General features: G+C 64.7%; 16 protein-coding genes. 7 read left to right on the forward strand and 9 right to left on the reverse strand.

From position 1 onward, the window contains the following. Positions 1-209: 209 nt before the first annotated feature. Together VGM71_RS12475 and VGM71_RS12480 are read right to left on the reverse strand one after the other, a co-directional pair. Positions 210-2,120 (reverse strand): PA domain-containing protein, encoded by a 1,911-nt coding sequence (locus tag VGM71_RS12475; RefSeq protein ID WP_331545577.1) that lies wholly within the window; start codon positions 2,118-2,120, stop codon positions 210-212. 53 nt (positions 2,121-2,173) lie between these two features. After that, on the reverse strand, positions 2,174-2,623 hold the full coding sequence (locus VGM71_RS12480) for a post-PEP-CTERM-1 domain-containing protein (protein WP_331545579.1): 450 nt from the start codon (positions 2,621-2,623) through the stop codon (positions 2,174-2,176). A gap of 586 nt (positions 2,624-3,209) precedes the next feature. Between VGM71_RS12480 and VGM71_RS12485 the strand changes: the two genes are divergently transcribed. Beyond that, the gene (locus VGM71_RS12485) at positions 3,210-4,013 is read left to right on the forward strand and encodes a TatD family hydrolase (protein ID WP_331545660.1); all 804 of its coding nucleotides are present in this window, start codon (positions 3,210-3,212) and stop codon (positions 4,011-4,013) included. A 333-nt stretch (positions 4,014-4,346) separates the two neighbouring features. Then, positions 4,347-7,439 carry a TonB-dependent receptor gene (locus VGM71_RS12490; protein ID WP_331545581.1) on the forward strand — a complete coding sequence of 1,031 codons (3,093 nt, stop codon included), beginning with the start codon at positions 4,347-4,349 and terminating at the stop codon, positions 7,437-7,439. A gap of 105 nt (positions 7,440-7,544) precedes the next feature. Here the strand turns inward: VGM71_RS12490 and VGM71_RS12495 are convergent, their stop codons facing one another. The 3 genes from VGM71_RS12495 to VGM71_RS12505 all read right to left on the reverse strand — a co-directional run bounded on the left by VGM71_RS12495 (position 7,545) and on the right by VGM71_RS12505 (position 10,053). After that, complete coding sequence (locus VGM71_RS12495; protein WP_331545583.1) at positions 7,545-8,429, reverse strand: EamA family transporter; 885 nt, start codon at positions 8,427-8,429, stop codon at positions 7,545-7,547. Next, positions 8,426-9,124, reverse strand: coding sequence for a hypothetical protein (locus VGM71_RS12500; RefSeq protein WP_331545585.1), 699 nt, complete (start codon positions 9,122-9,124; stop codon positions 8,426-8,428). Before VGM71_RS12500 ends, VGM71_RS12495 begins: the two co-directional genes overlap by 4 nt. Positions 9,125-9,267: 143 nt before the next feature. Continuing rightward, the gene (locus VGM71_RS12505; protein WP_331545662.1) at positions 9,268-10,053 is read right to left on the reverse strand and encodes an AMP nucleosidase; all 786 of its coding nucleotides are present in this window, start codon (positions 10,051-10,053) and stop codon (positions 9,268-9,270) included. 121 nt (positions 10,054-10,174) lie between these two features. Between VGM71_RS12505 and VGM71_RS12510 the strand changes: the two genes are divergently transcribed. Continuing rightward, the gene (locus tag VGM71_RS12510) at positions 10,175-11,119 is read left to right on the forward strand and encodes a DegV family protein (RefSeq protein WP_331545587.1); all 945 of its coding nucleotides are present in this window, start codon (positions 10,175-10,177) and stop codon (positions 11,117-11,119) included. Positions 11,120-11,203: 84 nt separating this feature from the next. Here VGM71_RS12510 and VGM71_RS12515 read toward each other — a convergent pair whose 3' ends face one another. Together VGM71_RS12515 and VGM71_RS12520 are read right to left on the reverse strand one after the other, a co-directional pair. Further along, complete coding sequence (locus tag VGM71_RS12515) at positions 11,204-12,439, reverse strand: Hsp70 family protein (protein WP_331545589.1); 1,236 nt, start codon at positions 12,437-12,439, stop codon at positions 11,204-11,206. Positions 12,440-12,474: 35 nt separating this feature from the next. Beyond that, entirely contained in the window at positions 12,475-13,257 is a 783-nt protein-coding gene (locus VGM71_RS12520; protein ID WP_331545591.1) for an SDR family oxidoreductase, read from the reverse strand. 91 nt (positions 13,258-13,348) lie between these two features. Between VGM71_RS12520 and VGM71_RS12525 the strand changes: the two genes are divergently transcribed. Next, positions 13,349-13,561 carry a hypothetical protein gene (locus VGM71_RS12525; RefSeq protein ID WP_331545593.1) on the forward strand — a complete coding sequence of 71 codons (213 nt, stop codon included), beginning with the start codon at positions 13,349-13,351 and terminating at the stop codon, positions 13,559-13,561. 78 nt (positions 13,562-13,639) lie between these two features. On the opposite strand, the gene sppA is transcribed toward VGM71_RS12525, so the two are convergent. Beyond that, positions 13,640-15,559: a signal peptide peptidase SppA gene (gene sppA / locus VGM71_RS12530; RefSeq protein ID WP_331545595.1), complete on the reverse strand. Its 1,920-nt coding sequence runs from the start codon at positions 15,557-15,559 to the stop codon at positions 13,640-13,642. Between the two features lie 52 nt (positions 15,560-15,611). Next, positions 15,612-17,000, reverse strand: coding sequence for an MATE family efflux transporter (locus VGM71_RS12535; protein WP_331545597.1), 1,389 nt, complete (start codon positions 16,998-17,000; stop codon positions 15,612-15,614). Between the two features lie 87 nt (positions 17,001-17,087). Here VGM71_RS12535 and VGM71_RS12540 point away from each other — a divergent pair, with 87 nt between their 5' ends. From VGM71_RS12540 to tal, 3 genes are all read left to right on the forward strand, one after another. Next, positions 17,088-18,257 (forward strand): DUF3667 domain-containing protein, encoded by a 1,170-nt coding sequence (locus VGM71_RS12540; protein WP_331545598.1) that lies wholly within the window; start codon positions 17,088-17,090, stop codon positions 18,255-18,257. Between the two features lie 372 nt (positions 18,258-18,629). After that, positions 18,630-20,804: a primosomal protein N' gene (locus tag VGM71_RS12545; RefSeq protein WP_331545600.1), complete on the forward strand. Its 2,175-nt coding sequence runs from the start codon at positions 18,630-18,632 to the stop codon at positions 20,802-20,804. 124 nt (positions 20,805-20,928) lie between these two features. Continuing rightward, positions 20,929-21,882 carry a transaldolase gene (gene tal, locus VGM71_RS12550; protein WP_331545602.1) on the forward strand — a complete coding sequence of 318 codons (954 nt, stop codon included), beginning with the start codon at positions 20,929-20,931 and terminating at the stop codon, positions 21,880-21,882. Positions 21,883-21,951 lie beyond the last annotated feature (69 nt).

The following is a 21,951-nucleotide window of genomic DNA, read 5'->3' on the forward strand; positions in this document are numbered from 1 at the left end:
AAGCTTCCTCCCAGAATGTCCGCATGTGAGCGATCGATGCGCGGGCGCGCGACGCGCTGCCCGTCGCCAGTCCGTCGCGAGGCGGCGGACGATGTGTCCTGTGTTTGATGACCCCCGCCCCGGACCGTCGAATGCCACACGGCATTCTTCAACCCGGGGATGATTCCCCCACGAAAGTGGAGGCCCCGGCGAACCGGGGCCTCTTGCCGTCAGAGCGTGTAGGCGCCCAAGACGGAAACGCCCGCGTACGTCTTGACTCCCTTCACCGTCAGCGTCCATGTGCCCGCGGCAGGCTTGCTCGCCGTGAACGGTTCGCTGTTACCCGGTCGGTTCGGCTGGTCCTTCACCGTGCCGCTGGGATGGGTGACCGAGATCGAGACGTCGCCCGAACCGCCGAAGGTGCGCAATGTCAGCGTCTTCGCGTTGGCAGGCACGTCGAGCACGTAGACCGTGGTCGATCCCGCCGCGCCCTGCTGACCGCCCAGCGCCTGGTTGTTGTTGAGCACGATGCCCGGAGGCGCCGGCGGCGGACCCCATTCGTCGTACTGCGCCTGGGTCTGCTCGTCAGTGAGGCAGGCATTGAGGCTGGTCGCCTGGCCGGCGTCGATCAGGCCGTCGGCCGCGAGCTGCGCGGCGTAGGCCGTGACGCCCGCGCGATAGGCGCCCACGTCGTCGGCGTTGCCGGCGATGATCTTCGCGTTGGCGATCACGTTTGAACCGATGATCATGCCGCCCGGCACGAGCTTCGGAATGCCCGTATCGCAGGTCAGCAGGAACTGGTTGCTGTAATCGATGCCCCAGCCGATATCCTTGAACAGCGCGGGACCCAGGTCGAGGTCGATTTCGCCACGAAGATCCTGGTTGATCGCGTATTCCATGATCGCGTTCGGCGTCAGGCGGGTGTCGTAGTGCGAGAAAGACGAACCACCCGAAAGCACCGTCGGCGCATAGATCAGCACGCCATCCGCATTCGTACCGGAGAGACCCGTGCCCTTGGCCACGGTACCGGCCAGGCCGGCGAGGTTGGCCTTGAGGGTATTGCCGTCCACCTGGTTCACCAGGATCACCGGGATGGTCACCGGGGAGGCAGGCGTACCGCCTGGCGTCACCGCCGCGGGCTGGTTGTTGGCGAGCAGCACGGCGCTGGCGCCGGCGGCCTGGGCATTGAGCGACTTCACAGTGAAGTCGCACGTACCGCGATCGATCAGCGCGACCTTGCCAGCGATATCGGCGGCGTTGGTGATGGCGGCGCAACCGTCGTTCGGCGTTGCCTGCACCACGCTACCGGAGAAGTTTGCCGACGTGGCGATCGGACCGAAGGCGGCCTGCGCATACTCATAATCACCGACGGCTCCCGCCGGGGCAGATACGCGATACACGTCGGGCTGGCTCAGGGCGAGCGGCGCCTCGGTGACCACGGTCGCACCGGAGAACGCCAGGTGACCGTCGTCCACGGCAGCCGTGACGCGCTGTGCCGGCGTCAGGTCGTCCCATAGCGTTCCGTCATGCTTGACGAACGTGCCATAGATATCCGGGTGCGCATCCGCGCCACCCGGGAAGTCCTCGCCGGTCTGCAGGTCCGTGAGACCCAGGAAACCCAGGCCGTGTGACATCTCATGCAGCACGACGTTGAGGAAGTCGATCTGGCCGTCGGGCACCTGGTGGTCGAGGCCCATGTACCACTTCGAGCCTTCGATACAACCCGGCGAACCCAGGGCGCCGTTGAACTGGCTCTGGATGTCGGCGTTGCCTGGATCGAGGTCTTCGCCAGCCAGGGCGTCGGCCTCGGGGCCGGCATACCATGTGTCGGCGATGGCGCCCGCAGGCAGGGTGGCGCCGGCGTTGAAGGTGAAGACGGACAGGGGGCCGGACGAACCGAGCACGCCGCCGGTGGCGTCGCACTCGAGCGGCTCGAACGTGGCGTTGTTGATGATGGTGACGTCGCTCTTCAGGTAGGCGCCGTGGATGTCGGCCGCGAACATGAAGACGTTGAGCGCCTGCTGACCGAACGTCGTGCCCGGGTTGCCGCCCACGGGCGTGGCGGGCGTGTGGTCGTCAAGGCCCTGGCCGGTGCCGACGTCCTGATTGACGATCTTGATCTCGGCGGCGGTAACGCTCATGGCGCCACACAGTCCGGCTGCGAGAAGGGCTGAATAGAGGAGGCCGCGGCGGATCATCGTGTAGCCTCCGGTGCCTTGGGTGCAGCCTGTGCGCCCTGGTCGTCATGATGGATGGTGAGGGTGCCGTCCGCTGCGCGCGTGGCGACAAGGCTGCTCATGCGCTCCTGCGGCAAGCGCATCCCCGTGGCTTTCCCACCGTTGCGGAGGGTGACCTTGCGAGCGGTCTTCACCGCGTCAGCGTTGGTGCGCGGCTGGCCGGTGAGTACGGAGACCCGGTTCTGCCGCGTTTGCGCCGCCTTGGAGTACGCCGCCCGCTCGGCAGCGGTCGGTGCCCGCAGCTTGCCGGTCGCCGGATCGATCGCGACGACCTGCATGGCCTGTCCGGTAGCGGCCTTTGGTGTGGCTTGGGTGGCGGGCGTATCCGCGGCATACGCCGCCCCCGCCACGGTGAACATGCCCGTCAGCACGAGACCCAAGGCCTGTGCCAGTGTTCGTAAAGTCATTACCAGTACCTCCCTAGTGCGGCGCCGGGACCCCTCCCTGCACGCCCACCGGCGAAGACCCCCTCGCCGGCGTAAACACTCGAGGATTCGACGTTCCCCTCAACGCCAACCCAAATTCTGCCGCCGCCGCGCCGGGCGCGACGGTGACGATTCATGACGTGATGAGGTCCATCGGACCGGTGACACCGGGCGTGATGCCCCTGACGGACGAAGCCTTGGCCGGCTCCGCGGCGGAACGGTTTACCATCTGCACTACCCCTAGCCACGTGGTACTGCCCGGACGACCGCGTTGGGCCGTCTTCCCTTTTGATGCCCTGGCGGACATCCCCTGCCGAAAAAAGGTGGTTCTGCGATCCGTCTGACCGTGGTCCCCGCGTCGTTTTCTTGACGACGGTTCATGGAACGTAGCAGTAAGAAAAACCGAACGTCAATCTTTTGACATCCATTTCCGGATCGTTCGAACGGCCTATGCTGAAACCCCGGCGAAAGTTCGTTCAGACGTCCATATATGTTTCTATTCATGGCCTTGCGTGGCGATAACGCGTTCCAAGGACATACCGCCGCCCGCTTCAACACGAAAGAAAACATGGACTTGATCGATATCGGCGCCAACCTCACCCATGAATCCTTCCGCCAGGATTTTGACGACGTTCTCGCCCGAGCGAGCGCCCATGGGGTGGGGAGGATGGTCGTGACCGGCGCCTCACGTGAAGGCAGCCACGACGCCCTGGCGCTCGCGCGCGCCAGTAGAGGCCGCCTGTTCGCCACGGCTGGCGTGCACCCGCACCATGCCATCGACTATGACGACCGGACCGACGCGCAGCTGCGAGAACTGGCGCGGGAACCTGAAGTCCTGGCAGTCGGCGAGACGGGCCTGGACTACAACCGCAATTACTCCCCGCGGGACGTCCAGCGCGACGTCTTCGAGCGACAGCTGGAGATCGCGGTGGAGATGGGGAAGCCCTTGTTCCTGCACCAGCGTGACGCGCACCACGACTTCCTGGCCATCCTGAAGCGCTACCGCGACCGCGTCCCGGCGGCAGTCGTGCACTGCTTCACCGACACCGGCGAAGCTCTGCGCGACTACCTCGACCTGGACTGCCATATCGGCATCACCGGCTGGATCTGCGACGAACGCCGTGGCGCGCACCTGCGCGAACTGGTCAGGACGATTCCGGCCAACCGCCTGATGCTGGAAACCGACTCCCCTTACCTGCTGCCGCGCACGATCCGGCCCATGCCGAAGGACCGCCGCAACGAACCGATGTACCTGGCCCACATACGCGACGAGGTGGCGAGGGATCGCGGCGAGACGCGAGACGCACTGACCGAGGCGACGACGCGGACGGCGGAAGCATTCTTCGGTCTCAGTCCGGGTGCAGTCCCGTAAGCGCAAGAAAGGGTCAGGGTCATTTCTTGTGCGGTGGCTTCGTCGATTGCGGTTCCCTTCGCAAAAAATGACTCTGACCCCCGTTTTTTGTCTCCGGCCTTTATGAAGCTTTTTTCATCCCCGCGTTAACACGCGGCGGATCTTCCTGCGCCGCGCGAAGGCAAAGGCCGTCCCATCGCGGCAACCGCCTTGCGATCGGCCCGCGTGACCCTTGCGGTTCTCCCATCGCGCAAGAGGCAGAAGAAATTGTGTTCAGGGAACTCGCATTGAGTGCCCTGGAACTGCGGGCGTAGCTTGCATCGCTTGTTGCAGTTTTGTTAACCGGGAGAAACCATGGAATCGCGTCGCTCGCTATCTTTCGCCATCGCGCTGGGTCTTGGACTCGTCGCTACCGGCGCGCTCGCACAGAGTACGGTCGGTGGTGTCTACGGCACGGCGGATGCCGGCGCGCAGGTCACGGCGACCAACAAGGGTAGCGGCCTGAGCCGCTCAGCCACCGTCGGGAACGACGGCCGCTTCAACATTTCGTCGCTGCCGCCGGGCGACTACCGCATCACCTCCACCAAGGGCGGCCAGAGTTCGACGCGAAACATCCAGGTCGTCGCCGGCCAGGGTTTCAACCTCAACCTCGCGGCCCCCGCATCCGCGGCACCGGGGGGCGCCGAGGACCTCACGACGGTCTCGGTCACCGCGAACGCCCTTCCGCCGATCGACATCACCTCAAGCCAGACCAACACGGTGATGACGGCACAGCAGATCAAGCAACTGCCACTGGCGCGTAACCAGACCGCGGTGGCCCTGCTCGCGCCAGGCGCGACCAAGGGCGACAGCGCATTCGGCAATCTCGCATCCTTTGGCGGGGCGTCGGTCGCCGAGAACAGCTATTACGTGAACGGCTTCAATGTCACCAATTTCTTCCAGAGCCTCACCTACTCGCAGGTGCCATTCGAAGCGATCGACCAGGAAGAGATCCAGGACGGCGGCTATGGCGCCGAGTACGGTAATTCCACCGGTGGCGTCATTTCGGTGAACACGAAGCGCGGCACGAACGAGTGGAAGGGCGGCATCGACTTCACCTGGAACCCGTACCAGCTCCAGGCCAACCAGCCTAACGTCTACCTGCGCAATGGTGCGCTCCTGCAGAACAACCGGCACAACAGCAACTACGTCATGGGTAACAACAACACGGGCAACGCCACCGATTTCGGTCAGCGCTGGAACGCGTGGCTCGGCGGCCCGCTGATCAAGGACAAGCTGTTCATGTTCGCCCTCGTGGGCGGCACGCGCACGGCCGACGAGCACTACGGCGACACGACGGGTGGTGGCAACTTCAACAAGACGACGATCAAGGACCCTCGCTACCTGGTGAAGCTCGACTGGAACATCAACGAGAGCAACATCCTCGAATACACCGGTTTCAGCGATTCCAGCACCCAGCAGCAAAGCGTCTATGGCTACGACTACGACGACGACGGCCAGCCGCATCGGGGCGACTATCTCGGACAGGTGTACGACAAGACCGGCGGGATGAACAACATCCTGAAGTACACCAGTTACATCACCGACGACTTCACGATATCGGCGCAGTATGGCAAGAGCACGAACAAGCGCATCGAGCGCGCGACCATCGCGGACGGAACGGTCGAGCAGTACGACGGCAACATCTTCGATGCCGTGAATTCCCCGGGCTGCCCGATCATCAACGACGATCGTACGCCGGTCACCAATGGCGCGGCGGGCTATCCACACTGCTCGTTCACCACGGGCACGCTCAGCACACCCGACGGCGAGGACAAGCGGAACGCCGGGCGCATCGATTTCGAGTATCACGTCGGCGATCACGAACTGAAGGCCGGCTGGGCACGCGATCATTTCACCACCGACACCGGCACCGCCTACGAGGGCGGCTCCACGTATACCTACCAGTCCATTCCCGAAAATATCCTGGGCCATGCCCCGGGCATCGACCCCGCTGACAGCGTCGTGGAGCAGGCCGTGTTCGCCACGGGCGCGAAGGTGGGTATCACGCAGAAGTCCTATTACCTGCAGGACAACTGGCACATCACCGACAATTTCGTCGCCCGTATCGGCGTGCGCAACGATGGCTTCGACAACACCAACAGTATCGGCCAGACCTACGTCAGCCAGACGCACAGCTGGCAGCCGCGCCTCGGCTTCTCATGGGACGTGCACGGCGATTCGTCGTTGAAGCTGTACGGCAGCGCGGGCGACTATTCCCTCCCGCTGGACGGTAACGTGGCCCTGCGCGGCGCTGCCGCCGCGCTCTACCAGATCCGCTACTTCAGCTATACCGGCGTGGATCCCGTCACCGGTGCACCGCTCGGTATCGGTCCCGTGCCGGCTTCCTATGGTGCGCAGTTCCCGTCGCGCACCGGCACCGTCTTCTCCAACGGCGAAGCCGGCGTGGTGCCGAATCCCGGCGCCGTTGCAACGAAGGACCTCAAGCCGTTCAAGCAGCGCGAGTTCATCCTGGGTGCCCAGCAGCAGGTGGCCGACTGGACCCTGGGTGCGAAGGCGATCTACCGCAAGGTGCTCACGGGCATCGACGATTCGTGCGACTTCCGGCCGATCGCCAAGGCCGCCAACACCCAGTACGGGCTGAACCTCGACACGAGCAGCCTCACGCCCGGGGCCTCGAACGTGCCGGGCTGCTACATCTTCAACCCGGGCAGTTCAGTCACCCTGCGCACGCCGGTGGACGCGACGGGAACGCTCTACGACATTCACCTGCCGGGCACCGCCGTGGGCGAACCTAGCTACAAGCGCTCGTACATGGCGTTGCAGCTCACGGCCGAGCGCAACTTCGACAACGTGTGGTATCTGAAGGCTTCCTACGTGTGGTCGCATACCCGCGGCAACTCGGAGGGAGGTGTCGACTCGAGCAATGGCCAGGCGGACACGGGTACAACGGAACTGTTCGACTATCCGGAAATCATGGCCGGCGCCAACGGCTACCTGCCGAACGACCGCAAGCACACCTTCAAGATCTACGGCGCGTGGCAGATCTCCCCGGAGTGGCTGGTCGGTGCCAACGGCGTGCTGCAGACCGGCCGGCCGGAGAGTTGCTACGGCTTGAATCCCATCGACGGACAGGTGGACGGCGGCTACGGCGGCGGCGCTTACCTCTACTGCAGTGGCATGATCGTCAAGCGCGGTTCCGTCGGTCGCACGCCCACGTACTGGAACATTGACCTCAACGCGTCCTACAAGCCGGACTGGGCGAAGGGCGTCACGCTCTCCGCCAACGTGTTCAACATCTTCAACAAGCAGCACACCACCACGATCAACGAGGTGGGCGAGGACAACAACGGCAATTCGCTGGCGGGCAGCACGTACCGGATCCCCACCAGCTTTCAGCAGCCACGCTACGTGCAGCTCTCGGCCGAGTACGACTTCTCGCTATAAGGCGTCACCACAAAAAGACATGGCGCGCGTCGTCCGGACGCGCGACCGATGCGAACCTCCCCAGATCGCCGCCCGCTGGACGCGGGCGGCCTTTTTTGTGGAAGCTTATGCCGCGACCTGTTCGCGGCGGCGGATATGCGCGCCGAGGACGAAGACCGCGACGCCCGCGAGCATCGCTATGATGCCGGCCCACACAGCCATGCCGAAGCGCTCGTCGAAGACGAGGTACGATGTTGCGATGCCCGATGCAGGGACGATCAGCGACAAAGGCGCCACCTGCGCGGCCGGGTATGTCTTCATCAGGTCGTTCCAAACCTTATAGCCGAAAACCGTCGTGACGTAGGCTTGGAATAGCACAGACCCACCCGCTCTCAGGGTAATGCCGTCAAGAAGCCCGAGGAACGGCGCCGTTCCGTGCTGCACCCAAGTGAGGAGGAACAGAGCAGGGGCCGAGAACACACTGGACCATACAACGAAAGCCAACATGTCAGCCGGTTTGTGACGCTTCACGATGAGGTTGCACGTGCTCCAGCTAAACGCAGCGAATAGAACCAAGGCGATGCCGAGACTTGTCGTGGCACCGCGGGTGAAGCCGATCACTAAAGCCAGGCCGCTTCCTGCAAGCAACATCCCGACGTATTGGGCCACCCCGATGCGTTCCTTCAAGAAGATGGCGCTGAGGACAACGGTGAAGAAGGCGCTGAACTGCAACACGAGTGACGACAGCCCCGGTGACAACCCTTTAGCCATGGCCAGGTTCACGACCCACCAAAGGCCCACACCAAACAAGATTCCGTATGCCGCCAACACACCGATCGGCACGTCCCTGGGTCTACGCAGGAAGAACACCAGGGGCAGCGCCGTGAATGTGAAGCGCAGTCCCGTGAGCAAGAAGGGGTCCAGATCGCGAAGCCCCACCTCAATGACAGAGAAATTACTACCCCATATCACGGTTACCAGAATCCCCAACAACAGATGGGTGATTCTCATGCTCCAGCTTCCACTTCAAGCGAGGGTGGCACGCCGTCATATACGAAGGTATCGAAAGACTCATGTCGCCACGTATCTCCGCGCATGTAGTAATTGAGCACAACGGAAATCTTCCGCTCGGTTATCGTCGGCTCACAGTCATGAAGCACCTCACGCCCCTTCATGACGAGAAGTGAACCTGCCATCGCATGAATGGACCGGTGTTCAATCCACTGTCCTTTAGCTGGGTGGCTCCGGGGGATCTGCATACGCAGCGGCGCCTCGCGGTTCGTTGTCAGGAACAGCAGTACGGTGATGCCGTTCGTATCGTAATGCTCGCCTAGCGTGCCCCCGCCTGGCGGATAGACCTTGATATTTATGTTCGAGCGTGGGTAGGGCGATAGAACGACGTCTTGCGAAGTGATTGCGGACACCATAGGCAGTATGGCGTGATAGACCGCCGTTAGCTCGGGCAGGTGCCGCCGAACGTCCTCCCCTTCAAAGATGTGATGGAGGTAGCGGCCCCCTGCATCTGATACCGCTTCGGTTCCCAAACCCTGATGATCGACCAGCCTCACCTGATCTTTGTCAATCAGACTCTCGATCCGCTGACGCAGCGTTTTGCAGAGCGCCGAGCCCATTACTTCGTCGACAACAGTGACGTAGTCGTAGTGGTAATCACGCACATGACGCGTCAGATCAAACCCTTGCTGCATATCCCAACCTCCCGTTTAGATGCGGAGGTAAAGTAAGTTGCGGTCAACGGGTGGGATATAAGACCAGTCTGAAAAATAGCTTGCATCGGTGGAATAGTGACCTTGGTCACACATCAGCACACATGGATCTATTCGGGAGTTGCTTACTCCCCGTCGTCCTCGAAACGCAAGTGCTTCACGCTGCGACCGTGACGGCGGACCAGCTTGAGCGCCTCGATGCCGACCTTGATGTGGCGCTCGACGAAGTTCGCCGTGACCGAGGCATCGCTGGTCTCGGTCTTCACGCCCTCGGGGATCATCGGCTGGTCGGAGACGAGCAATAGCGCGCCGCAAGAAATGTGATTGGCGAAGCCGGCGGCGAAGATCGTCGCGGTCTCCATGTCGATCGCCATGCTGCGGGTGCGGCGCAGGTATTCCTTGAACCCGTCGTCGTGCTCCCATACGCGGCGGTTGGTGGTGTAGACGGTGCCGGTCCAGTAGTCGTGGCCGAGGTCGCGGATCATCGTGGACACCGCGCGCTGCAACTGGAAGGCGGGCAACGCCGGCACTTCGGGAAGCAGGTAGTCGTTCGAGGTGCCCTCGCCCCGGATGGCGGCGATCGGCAGCACCAGGTCGCCGATGGCGTTCTTTTTCTTGAGGCCGCCGCACTTGCCCAGGAACAGCACGGCCTCCGGTTCGATGACGCTGAGCAGGTCCATGATCGTGGCGGCGTTCGGGCTGCCCATGCCGAAGTTGATGAGGGTGATGCCGTCGGCCGTAGCGTTGGGCATGGGCCGGTCGCGGCCATGCACTTCGACGCCGTGCTCCTGGGCGAAACGGTCCACGTAATGGCCGAAGTTGGTCAGCAGGATGTGCTGACCGAAGGCCTCCAGGGGGGTGCCCGTATAGCGGGGAAGCCAATTGGAGACGATCTCGTTCTTGGTTTTCATGTCGAACCCGGATGCGCTTGCGCGGTTACCGGCGACGCCACGCCGGCGGAGTGCCATTTCAGTCATGCAAGTGTAGCATCCGCCCTGAAGGGGCCGACGGGCCTTCGAGCGGGGGTCACCGATGCGGATCGGCGTGGCGATCGACGCGGCCTGCGACGTGCCGCATGAGTTCCTGGAGCGCAGCGGCATCGCCGTGTTGCCCATCGCGGTAAAGGTCGACCACCAGCGGTTCAAGGACGATCGCGATCCGGCGGAAATCCAGCGCTTCCGCGACCAGAAGCTCGGCAGCCGCAGCCACTCGGCCGAGACCGAGGCCAGCTCGGTGGAGGACGTGCAGTCCCTCTTTCTCGGCCGTCTGGTGAAGGAGTACGACTGCGTCGTCTGCCTGACCATCATGGCGACGCGCAGCCCTATCCACGACAACGTGATCAAGGCGAGCTTCGCGATCCTGAAGAACTACCGCCCCGTTCGCGAAGAGGCCGGGCTCAGCGGGCCGTTCCTGATGCGCGTGGTGGATACCCGCAACATCTTCGCCGGTTCCGGTCCCGCCATCGCGGAAACGGTACGCATGATCCAGGCCGGCAGGTCGCCCGCCGAGGTGCGCGAACGCGCGGCCCAGATCGCCGACTGTTCGTACGGTTACATGCTGCCGCGCGACCTGAACTACCTGCGCTCGCGGGCACGCAGCAAGGGCGACCGTAGCGTGAGTTTCCTCAGTTCGATGCTCGGCACGGCACTCGACATCAAGCCGATCCTTCGAGCGCATCGCGGTGAGACCGGCCCCGTGGGCAAGATCCGCGGTTTCGAGCAGGGCTCCCTGGCACTTTTCGAGTATGCGTCGAAGCGGGTGCAAGCCGGCCTGCTGGTCCCGTCGCTGTCGCTCAGCTACGGGGGCGACCTGGACGAGATGCGCAACCTGCCCGGCTACAATGCCCTCGTCCGCACCTGCGAGGATGCCGGTGTACAGGTCCTCGAAAGCCCCATGGGTATTACCGGCATGGTCAACGTGGGCGAAGGCGCCATGACCCTCGGGTTCGCTTCCGAAGACCACGTGGCCGAGTTCTGAGCATGCGCATTCAGGAGCGATCGCGGGCCGCTGGAAGCGAACGACGCGCAGCTACGGCAACAGATGCAAGGCTACGGGTAACGCTCAGGCGGGTGACGGACTGAGTTCCGTCGCGGCAACGGCAAGACCCGACACCACGCCGAGCGACGGATCGCCCTCCACCATCGGAATCCCGGGGAAGCTTTCACGCACGGCGGCCTTCACGACCGGTGAGCGCGAGGTACCGCCAGTGAGGAAGACGCTGGCCGGAACGGACGGCCATTCGTCGCGGACCTCGGCGAGCAGGCGCTGCATGCGCTCGATGAAGGGTTCCACCGCCTGGTCCATGTCGGTGCGTGCAATGTGCACGCCGAGGCAGGCTTCAAGGAAACCGAGATCGGCTTCCGTGCGCTCATGGCTGCTCAATGCGATCTTGCTGCGTTCCGCCGTCTGGTTCAGCCGCGTGGTGGCGCCCGGCTGCTGCAATGCCTGCAGGCGTGAACGCCAGGGATCGTCCACTAAGCGATAATCCTGGCGACGGAACTCGCGCTGCTTCGGCAGGTTGTGCACGCTGGCCGCTTCCACGTAGTGGTGCACTGGCACGCGCGTCAGGTTGTTGCCCAGCTGCGGCATGAACGCATGCATGCTGAGGCTCACGTCGAGGTCGGTGCCGCCCTTGGCCAGTCCCCAGGTGCGAACGATCCGCGGCAGTTCGTCGCCGCCGAGTTCGGCGAAGGCGACGTCGGTGGTACCGCCGCCGATGTCGACGATCAGCGCCGTCTGCCGGGTATCGAGGCGCTTGTGGTAATGCATCGCTGCAGCGGCCGGTTCCTCGAGGAAGCTCACGGCGTCGAAGCCCGCGACGGCAGCCGCCTCGCGAATGATTTCCACCGCCTGCTCCGAACCCTTTTCGCCCATGGAACTGCGGAAGTGCACCGGGCGGCCGATGACCGCCGTGCGGATTTCCTCGCCGAGCTGCCGGCCGGCCGCGAGTCGGATGTGCTCGAGCACGTACGTGGCGATGTGCACGATCACCTTGCGCACCTGCGGGTCCATCCGGAAGCCGAGCATCGACTTCGGCGATTCGATCAGGTTGCCGTCGCCGTATTCGAGGTAAGCATCCACGGCCTCGTCGCCGAACAGCGCTTCCTGGAAGCTCTCCACCGTCGCTGCGCGCGATTCCCCCGCGGCGCGGCGCCTGGAGGGATCGGGCACCACCTCGGGAAAGAACACGGCGGTGCGGAACTGCTTCGCATCACCGAACATGACGTGAGTGAGCTCGCCATCGACGAAGGTCGCGGCGGCCGTGTAGCTCGTGCCGAAATCGATACCGATGTGCATGGAAGTTCCTCGGGGGAACCCCCTATGATAAGGGCTCAGAAGCCGTAACGCAGGAATCCGCCGTCCACGGCGACGATTTCCCCCGTGACATAGCTGGAGGCGGGCAGGCAGAGGAAGGCCACGGCGCCCGCCACTTCCTCGGGCTCCCCGATGCGCCCCATGGGGGTGCGATCCAGTACTTCTTCCAGGTATTCCACATCGGCCAGCGCCGGCTCGCTGCGCTGCGTGCGGATGTACCACGGGGCCACCGCGTTCACGCGGATGCCGTCTTCCGCCCATTCGCAGGCGAGGTTGCGGGTCATCTGGTGCAGGGCCGCCTTGGTCATGCCATAAGGCGAACCGGTGCGCACATGAACGATGCCGGATACCGAGCCCACGTTCACGATGGCGGCGTGGGCATGCTGGACCAGGTGCGCATAGGCCGCGCGGCTCATTTCGTAGGCCGAGAACACATTGAGTTCGAACAGTTCGCGGTATTCGTCCTCCTCGTAGTCCAGCGTGGCCTTCGGCGTGTTGCCGCCCACGTTGTTCACGAGGATGGAGAGGTTCTCGCCGAGGTCGGATACCCAGTCGAAGACGGCGAGGCGGTCTTCATGGTCCGAAAGGTCGGCGGCCATGCCGAGAATTTCAACGTCGGGACATTCCTCGGCCAGTTCGTCGCGCACTTCCTGCAACGCCAGTTCGTCGCGCGCGACGAGCAGGACATCGGCACCGAGTGCCGCCAGCTCCCGCGCGCAGGCGTAGCCGATGCCCTTGCTGGCACCGGTGACGAGTGCGGTGCGGCCGTCGAGGCGCCAGCTGGCGAGTCGTGGGTGCATATCGGATCTCCCTGCTTTGCGTCGATCGTAAGCGATTGCGCTCGTTCCGCGACAGCGCCAGACTCGGCGCCGACACAGGAGGACCCGCAACATGATCCGTCATCTTCCATTACTGGCCCTGGCGATCGCCTGTGCGGCCTGCTCAAAGCCGCCCCAGCCACATGAGCCACCTACGCCCCAGGCCCGGGCGGAAACGCCGTGGGATTCGCTGGAGACGCAGAAGAAAAAGGCGCAGGACGTGCAGAAGACGGTGGACGAACAGGCGAAGGCGCAAGCCAAGGCGGTCGACGCGGAATCGCAATAGACCTTGGCGAGCACCCATCGCCGCTGAAGCAGGTCCCACACAAAGCGCAAACCTGTGGGAGCCGGCTAGTGCCGGCGATTAGCGCGGCGAGCAGAAGCAGTACGCGTAGACGTGCGGCTTGCCTGCTTCCGCTCCGCGGAACAGCGACCACTCCGGCGCCAGCTTCGGCAGGTCGGCCACCCACGACGGCAGGCGCAGGCCCCACGACATTGCCACCCGCGCTTCGGAACTGTCGCCGATATTCGTCAGGAAGCGTTCAAACGCGCCCATCGGCTTTTCGGCGTAGCGCACGTGGAAGTCCTTGCCGAGGCCGGCCTGTTCCGCCGCGTCGCGGATCGCGTCGTCGAGGCTTCCCAGGCGGTCGACGAGGCCGCGATCCAGCGCCTGTCGCCCGGTCCAGACGCGGCCCTGCGCGATGGCGTCGATCGCCGCGAAATCCTTGCCTCGCGCTTTCGCCACGTTGCCGACGAAATCGCGATAACCCTTGTCGATGATGCTCTGGATGAGCACGCCCACGTTCGGATCGAGCGGCCGGGTCATGTCGAAGGCACCGGCCAGCGGCCCGGTGGAGACGCCGTCGCTCTTCACGCCGATTTTCGCCAGCGTGTCGGGCACGGTGAAGAACATGCCGAAGATGCCGATCGAACCCGTGATGGTGTTCGGTTCGGCATAGATCCGGTTGGCATTCATCGATATCCAGTAGCCGCCACTGGCGGCCACGTCGCCCATCGAGACCACCACGGGAATGCCATCCTCGCGGGTCAATTCCACCTCGCGGCGGATCTGCTCGGCCGCATAGACCTCGCCTCCCGGCGAATTCACCCGCAGCACGAGCGCGCGCGTGCGCCGGTCGTGGCGGACGGCACGGATGAGCGCCGCCGTGGAATCGCCGCCGATCCGGCCCTGCGCCTGCTTTCCTCCGCTGATCTCGCCCTCGGCGACCACCACGGCCACGCCCGGGCCCGTCTGCAGCATGTCGACGGTGGACAGGCTGCGATCGGCGACGTAGCCGGCCAGATCGACCTGACGAAAGCCCTGGTCCTTCTTGCCGGCCGGCACACCCTGGTCACGCAACATCTTGACGAACTGCTGTTCCGTGGCGATGCCGTCCGCGAGTTTTTCGTCGACGGCCAGCTGGGCGAGGCTGCCCTTCGCATCGCGAACGCGTTCGGGGAGGCCGTCGACATCGGCACGAAGCGCCGCGGGGTCGAGGTGGCGCATCTTTGCCACTTCGTCGATCCATGTGCTCCACAGGCCGCCGAGCCAGAACGCATCGGCTTCCTTCGATTCGGGCGAGGCATGGTCGAGGATGAAGGGCTCCGCCGCGCTCTTGAACTGCCCCACGCGGAACAGGTGCACCTGGACCCCCAGGCGATCGAGCATGTCCTTGTAGAACAGGCGATAGTTCGCCAGGCCCGTCGCCATGACGCCGCCCTGCGGGTCGATGTAGAGCTTGTCGGCGTGCGCGGCCAGGTAGTACTGCCCCTGTTCCAGGCTGACGCCCCAAGCAATCACAGGCTTGCCTGCCTTGCGGAAACGGTCCAGCGCGGCGCCGACTTCGCGCAACGCGGCGAAGCCGCCGGCCTGCAGCTTGTCGGGGCGCAGCACGATGCGGCTGATCCGCTCGTCCCTGGCCGCGCTGTCGATGGCACGAACCAGGTCGCGGACCTGCACCTGCTGTACCCCGTCGCCGGTCATCCGGCCGATCGCACGCGAGAACGGATCGGCGCTGTACTGCTCTACCAGCGTGCCTTCCGGCGCCAGCACCAGCACCGTACGATCGTCCACCTGGTTTGCCCGGCCGCCGATAAACATCGCCAGCAGGAACACAGCCAGGAGTCCGAAGAAAATCGTGTTGATGATCACCAGCCGGGTGATGTTGAGGCCGCGGCCGAGGCTGAGCATGAACCGGCCGAACCCGCCGCGCGGGCGCGGGGGCGGAACGGGTTGGGGCCGGCCCGGTAAGGGCGGCGGCACGGCGTCGTGGCGATCCGGCATCTAGGTGTTTCCTCGAAGGTTACGCTCAGCGTAACGTGTCGGACCGTTGGTATCACGTGTGGAATGGCACGGGCGTCGCCGTCTCCGGATCGTCCTGCCAGTTTCCCTTCACGCTGCTCCGCCAAAATCTCGCGAAGAGCAGGATCGCCGCCATGCTCAGGCCGGCGATCAAGCCCATCCACATGCCGCGGGCGCCCATCTCGTGGTGGAACGCCAGCCACCAGCCGATCGGCATGCCGACCACCCAATAGGCGAACAGGGTGATGCCCATCGGTACACGCGTGTCCTTCAGCCCGCGCAAAGCGCCGTTGGAGGCCACCTGGATGCCGTCGGAAAACTGGAAGAAGCCTGCGAGCACCAGCAGCTGCGAGGCCATCGCGATGACGGCCACGTCGCTGGTGTACAGGCGGGCGATCGCTTCCGGGAAGGCCAGCATCACGCCGGACGAAACGAACTGCGTGACCAGCACCAAGGCGATACCGGACATCCCCGCGTAACGCACGCCGGCCACGTCACGGCGGCCTGCCGCGTTACCCACACGCACCGTGATCGCCATGGACAACCCCAGTGGCACCATGAAAGCCACCGATGCCACGTTCAGCGCCACATGGTGGCCCGCCGTGACCGTCTCGCCCAGGCGGCCGATCAGCAGGGCCACCGCGACGAACAGGCCGGCTTCCATCAGCAAGGTGACCGCCATCGGCACTCCGATGTGCAACAGCTGGCCGATCTTCCGCAGGTCCGGCTTTGCCATGCCGCCGTGCAGGTTGAGGTCGCGGTAGTTGCGATGCTTCAGCACGTAGATGGCGAAGCCGAGCATCTCCACCCAGAGCACCACTGCGGTGGCGATGCCGCTGCCGCGCGCACCCATGACCGGGAACCCGAGCTTGCCGTACATCAGCACATAGCCCAGCGGTGCAAGCAGGACCAGGCCACCGAAACTGAAATACATCGACGGCCGCGGCATCGACAGCCCCTCGGACAGGCCACGTAGCGCGAAATACGTGGTCAGCGCCGGTGCGGCGAAACAGATGGCATGGAGGAATGCCTCCACGTCGGGGCGCATGGACTCCACCACGCCGAACAGTGCCATCAGCGGCGAGGCGTGCCACACGCCGATGGTCAGCAACAGGCCGAGGCCCCATGCGATGTAGAGCGCCTGGTGGAACACCGGGCCCACCTGACCGCGGCGGCCCGCGCCGTCTAGCTGCGCCACCGTCGGGGGCACCGCCATCATCATGCCGATGCCGGTGACGATGGCGAGCACCCAGATGCTCGCGCCCGTCACCACGGACGCCTGCGTATGCGCCGCCTGGTGTCCCGCGAGGACGGCGTCGACGACGTTGGTGCCGATGGCGGAAAGCTGCGCGACGATCATCGGGAGGGCCAACCGCATGGTGGCGCCGATCTCTCGCCGCGCCCGTGCGCGGTCGATGGTCATGGGGAGGGATGACGATGAGGGCCGCCCATTGTAGCGGTTGCCGTGCCATCATCCGCACCCGAAAGGGGAAACTTCGGGGAAAAAGCGATGAACCCACTGACGCCGTCGCCCGGCCTGCGCTGCGCAAATTGCGGCGAGGAACTGAAGGGCGAGTTCTGTCACGGCTGCGGACAATCGATCAAGAGCGTGATCCGGCCGGTCTCGCACATGCTCGAAGACGCCGGCGACCTGTTCTTCCACATGGACGAGCGCATCGTCCATACGCTGCCGCCGCTGTACACGAAACCGGGTTTTCTCACCCTCGAATATTTCTCCGGCCGCCGCGTACGCTATATCGCGCCGTTCAGGCTGATGTTCGTGTTCTGCCTGCTCGCGTTTTTCTTCGTGCACCTCGCCTTCAGCGACGTCAACCTGGAAAAAGCCGCATCCGGAGAGGCACCGGCCAGGGACGACATCGCGGCCTTCCATGCCGCGGCGACAGCGGACGAGGTCCATGAGCTTTACCAGGGCCAGATGGACGAGCTCAACGCGGCCAGGGGCGCACCGGGACTTCCGGCTCCCGCGGTGGCCGCCATCGGCCTCAGCCAGGACATGGTTCGCGAGGCCGCCAATCGCCGCCTCGCCGAACTGAAGTCGGAGCCCATCCCGGCGGATACTCACGCGGAACCCGGCGAGAAGCACGGCTACCGCCATGCAAGCCCCTGGGCCCTCGAGCCGACCGTCGTCGACATCGCCTGGCTGCCCGACGTGGTGACACGCCGCCTCGCCGTCGGTCTTGCCCACCTCAAGGCCAACGTCGCCCAGATTCAGGACGGCGGCCCACAGAAGGGCGAGGCGATCCGCCGGATCAGCGAAGGCTTCTTCTCGGTGCTCCCGCAGACCCTGCTGGTAATGATCCCGGTGTTCGCGCTGATCCTGAAACTGTTCTACGTCTTCAAGCGCCGGCTGTACATGGAGCACATCATCGTGGCCCTGCACAGCCACGCGTTCCTGTTCATTTCCCTCCTCGGCCTGATGCTCCTGGGCTTCGCGAAGGAGGGCATTCGACCTCATTTCTCGCCGGCCGCGACCGCGATCACCCTGGTCCAGGTGGCCATGTGGGTCTGGATGCCCATCTACCTGCTGATCATGCAGAAACGGGTGTACCGGCAGGGTTGGCCGATGACCCTCCTGAAGTACTGGTTGATAGGCAGCATCTATTTCTGGCTGCTTATATTCGTCCTGTGCATCGCGGCCATCCTCGGTGCGGCGCACTAGGATTTTTTCCTACGCGGCAGTGGGTTGTACACAGGGCGTGACACCTCACCACGTTTGTCAAGGCGAAATGGACTGGCGGTGAACGCAGCCCGTGAACGGAATCGCAAGTGATTGAATTCAAATTATATTTCAGCTTGGTTAAAATGTGCCCAAGCTAACCCCAATGGCCCAACCATGCGCCTTGGATGCCTCCCATCCGAGACTCATCCACAGAGTTATCCACAGAGATTGTGGATAACCCGGAAAGCGTTCCGGGGGCAGGTACTTACAGCTTCTTCTTCCCTCCGGGGACCTCATTCTTAGGCAAACCCATGTGTCGCTGGTCAATCATTGACCAGCAGCTACGGCATCTCCCTTTAAACTAGGCCTCGCATGATTGCCGTCCTCCGCGTCGCCCTTCCGGTGCCCCTGCCGACCCTTTTCGACTACCTGCCGCCGATGACCGGCGAGGTGCGGGCGGGGTCGCGGGTACGCGTACCGTTCGGGCGGGGCGACATGGTGGGCATCGTGGTCGAGCCGCTGGCGGAGGCGGCGGTGGGGGCCACGCGCCTGAAGCGGGTGAGCGAGGTTCTCGATCCGTATCCGCTGCTCGACGACGAATTGATGGCCACGCTGGCCTGGGCGGCGGACTATTGGGCAGGGGCACCGGGGGAGGCTTTCGCCAATGCCCTGCCTCTGGCGCTACGGGAACCCCGGCCCTTGCCGGCGACCGGCCGCGAGGCATGGGCATTGACCCTGCAGGGTCGCTCCGCGCGTGACGCGAAGAGCCGCAAGGGCGGTTCCGCGGCATTGCTGGAGGCCTTGTACGAAGGCCCCCGCGCTGCCGATGACCTGGCCCTGGCCTTGCCCGCATGGCGGGCCGCGGCGCGACGGCTCCTCGAAGCCGGGCTGGTCGAGAAGTTCGAACTGGAAGAAGCTTCCCTGCCCGTGGCGTCCGCGCCCGGACCCGCGCTGAGCGAGGAACAGGCCGCCGCGGTCGCCGCGATCGGCGAAGGATTCGGCGGCTTCCAGCCTTATCTGTTGGACGGCGTGACGGGCAGCGGCAAGACCGAGGTCTATCTGGCGCTGATCGAGCGGGCGCTCGCCGAAGGAAAGCAGACCCTGCTCCTCGTCCCCGAGATCGGCCTGGCACCGCAGACGGTACGCCGGCTGCGCGAGCGCCTTGGCGTGGCGGTGGAGGTGCTTCATTCGAACCTGGCCGAAGGCGAACGCGCCCGGGCGTGGCTGCGGGCGCGCAACGGCACGGCGCGCGTCGTGCTCGGCACGCGTTCGGCCGTGTTCACACCGCTGCCCCATGCCGGCCTGATCGTCGTCGATGAGGAACACGATCCTTCCTACAAGCAGCAGGAAGGCTTTCGTTACCACGCCCGGGACCTCGTGCTGGTGCGCGCCAGGGCACTGGGCGTACCGGTGGTGCTGGGCTCGGCCACGCCGTCGCTGGAGACCCTGGGCAACGTCCAGGCAGGGCGATACAAACGTCTGGTGTTGCGCGCCCGCCCCGGTGCCTCGCAGTCCACGCGCGTGCAGATCGTCGACATGCGCGCCCAGCGGCTGGACCATGGCCTGTCACCGACGCTCGTTCACGCGGTGGCCGCGTGCGTCGGGCGCGGCGAACAGGCCCTCGTCTTCCGGAACCGCCGCGGATATGCCCCGGTGCTGCTATGCCACGACTGCGGCTGGCATGCCGACTGTCCGCGCTGCGAACGGCCCATGACGCTTCACGCCGGACGACGCAGGCTGATCTGTCATCACTGCGACAACACCGCGGCGGTGCCACCTGCCTGCCCGGCCTGTGGCTCGGCGAACCTCAGCCCGCAAGGCCAGGGCACGGAACGGCTGGAGGAAGCGCTGGCCGGGCGCTTCCCCGATGTTCCGGTGGTTCGCATCGACCGCGAGACCACACGCCGCCGCGACGCCTTCGGCGACATCCTCGACGGGCTGCGCGAGGACAAGCCCGCCATCCTGGTCGGCACCCAGATGCTGGCGAAGGGGCACGACCTGCCCAACCTTACCCTCGTCGCCATCGTGGGCGTGGACGAGGGCCTGCACAGCGTGGATTTCCGCGCCAGCGAACGGCTTGCCCAGCTCGTCGTCCAGGTCGCGGGCCGCGCCGGTCGCGCCAGCAAGCCGGGAAGCGTGCTGTTGCAAACCCACCATCCCGACCACGCGATGCTGCACTCGCTGCTGCGCGGCGGTTATACCGCCGTCGCGGAAAGCCTGCTCGAGGAGCGCCGGCTGCTGGAACTGCCGCCGTACTCGCACCAGGTCCTGCTGCGCGTGGATGCGCTGGGGCGCGCCGAAGTCGACGAATTCCTCCACCAGGCCCACGTGGCGATCGGCGATCCCGGGGACCTGCGCGTCGCCGGCCCCATGCCCGCCCCCATGCCGCTGCGCGCGGGCCGCCACCGGGGACAACTCCTGGTAGAGGCCGGGTCGCGCGCGCGCCTGCACGCCTTCTTGCGGCCGTGGCGGCAGGCCCTCCCCCGCCTACCGGCGGCACGCAAGGTGCGCTGGTCGCTCGACGTGGATCCGATCGACCTCTATTGAGGCTTGATTCGCAAGGTTTCGCTCACACCTGTTGGATATCGCTGAACCGATACGTATGGATGCCTACATTTGCCTTGCGTTCGGCGCGACAATAGACGTCTTACCAGGTAACGGAACCCCGAACGTGACCAGCCAACTCGAGCAACTCCGCAAGATCACCACCGTCGTGGCCGACACCGGCGACATCGCCGCCATGAGCAAGTACAAGCCGGAAGACGCGACCACCAATCCGTCGCTGCTCCTGAAGGCCGCCGCCATCCCCGAATACGCCGGTTATATCGGCGAAGCCGTCGAGTGGGCGAAGTCGCAGGGCAATAGCCGTGACCAGCAACTCACCGATGCCGGCGACCGCCTGGCCGTGCTGGTCGGCCGCGCGATCCTCAAGATCGTCCCGGGCCGCGTGTCGACCGAGGTCGACGCCCGCCTTTCCTTCGATACGCCGGCTTCCATCGAGAAGGCGCGTCACCTGATCAGCTTGTACGAAGACATCGGCATCAAGCGCGAGCGGATCCTCATCAAGCTGGCGTCCACGTGGGAGGGCATCCGCGCGGCGGAGCAATTGCAGAAGGAAGGCATCAACTGCAACCTCACCCTGCTTTTCAGCTTTGAGCAGGCGGTGGCCTGCGCCGAGGCGGGCGTGTTCCTGATCTCGCCGTTCGTCGGCCGCATCTTCGACTGGTATGTCGCCAACACCGACAAGAAGACGTATGCACCGGAAGAGGACCCGGGCGTGCAGTCGGTACGCCGCATTTATGACTGGTACAAGCTGCATGGCTTCCAAACCGTCGTGATGGGCGCAAGCTTCCGCAACATCGGCCAGATCCAGGCCCTCGCGGGCTGCGACCGCCTCACCATCGCGCCCGAGTTGCTGAAGCAACTGGACGAAACCAACGAACCGCTGCCGGTGGCGCTGAAGGACAGCGGCCGCCGCGAAACGGCGCCGGCGAAAATCAACGAGGCGAAATTCCGCTGGGGCCAAAACGAAAACGCGATGGCCACCGACAAACTCGCCGAAGGCATCCGCAAGTTCGCCGCGGACCAGCGCAAGCTCGAGGAACTGCTGGGCGCGAAGCTCTGAGCGGTACCGCATCGATGTAAACGAAGAAGGGGCCGCCAGGCCCCTTCTTCGTTCATGAATCAGATCAGG

This window comes from Luteibacter sp. (assembly GCF_036499525.1).
In the GTDB taxonomy this organism is placed as follows: domain Bacteria; phylum Pseudomonadota; class Gammaproteobacteria; order Xanthomonadales; family Rhodanobacteraceae; genus Luteibacter.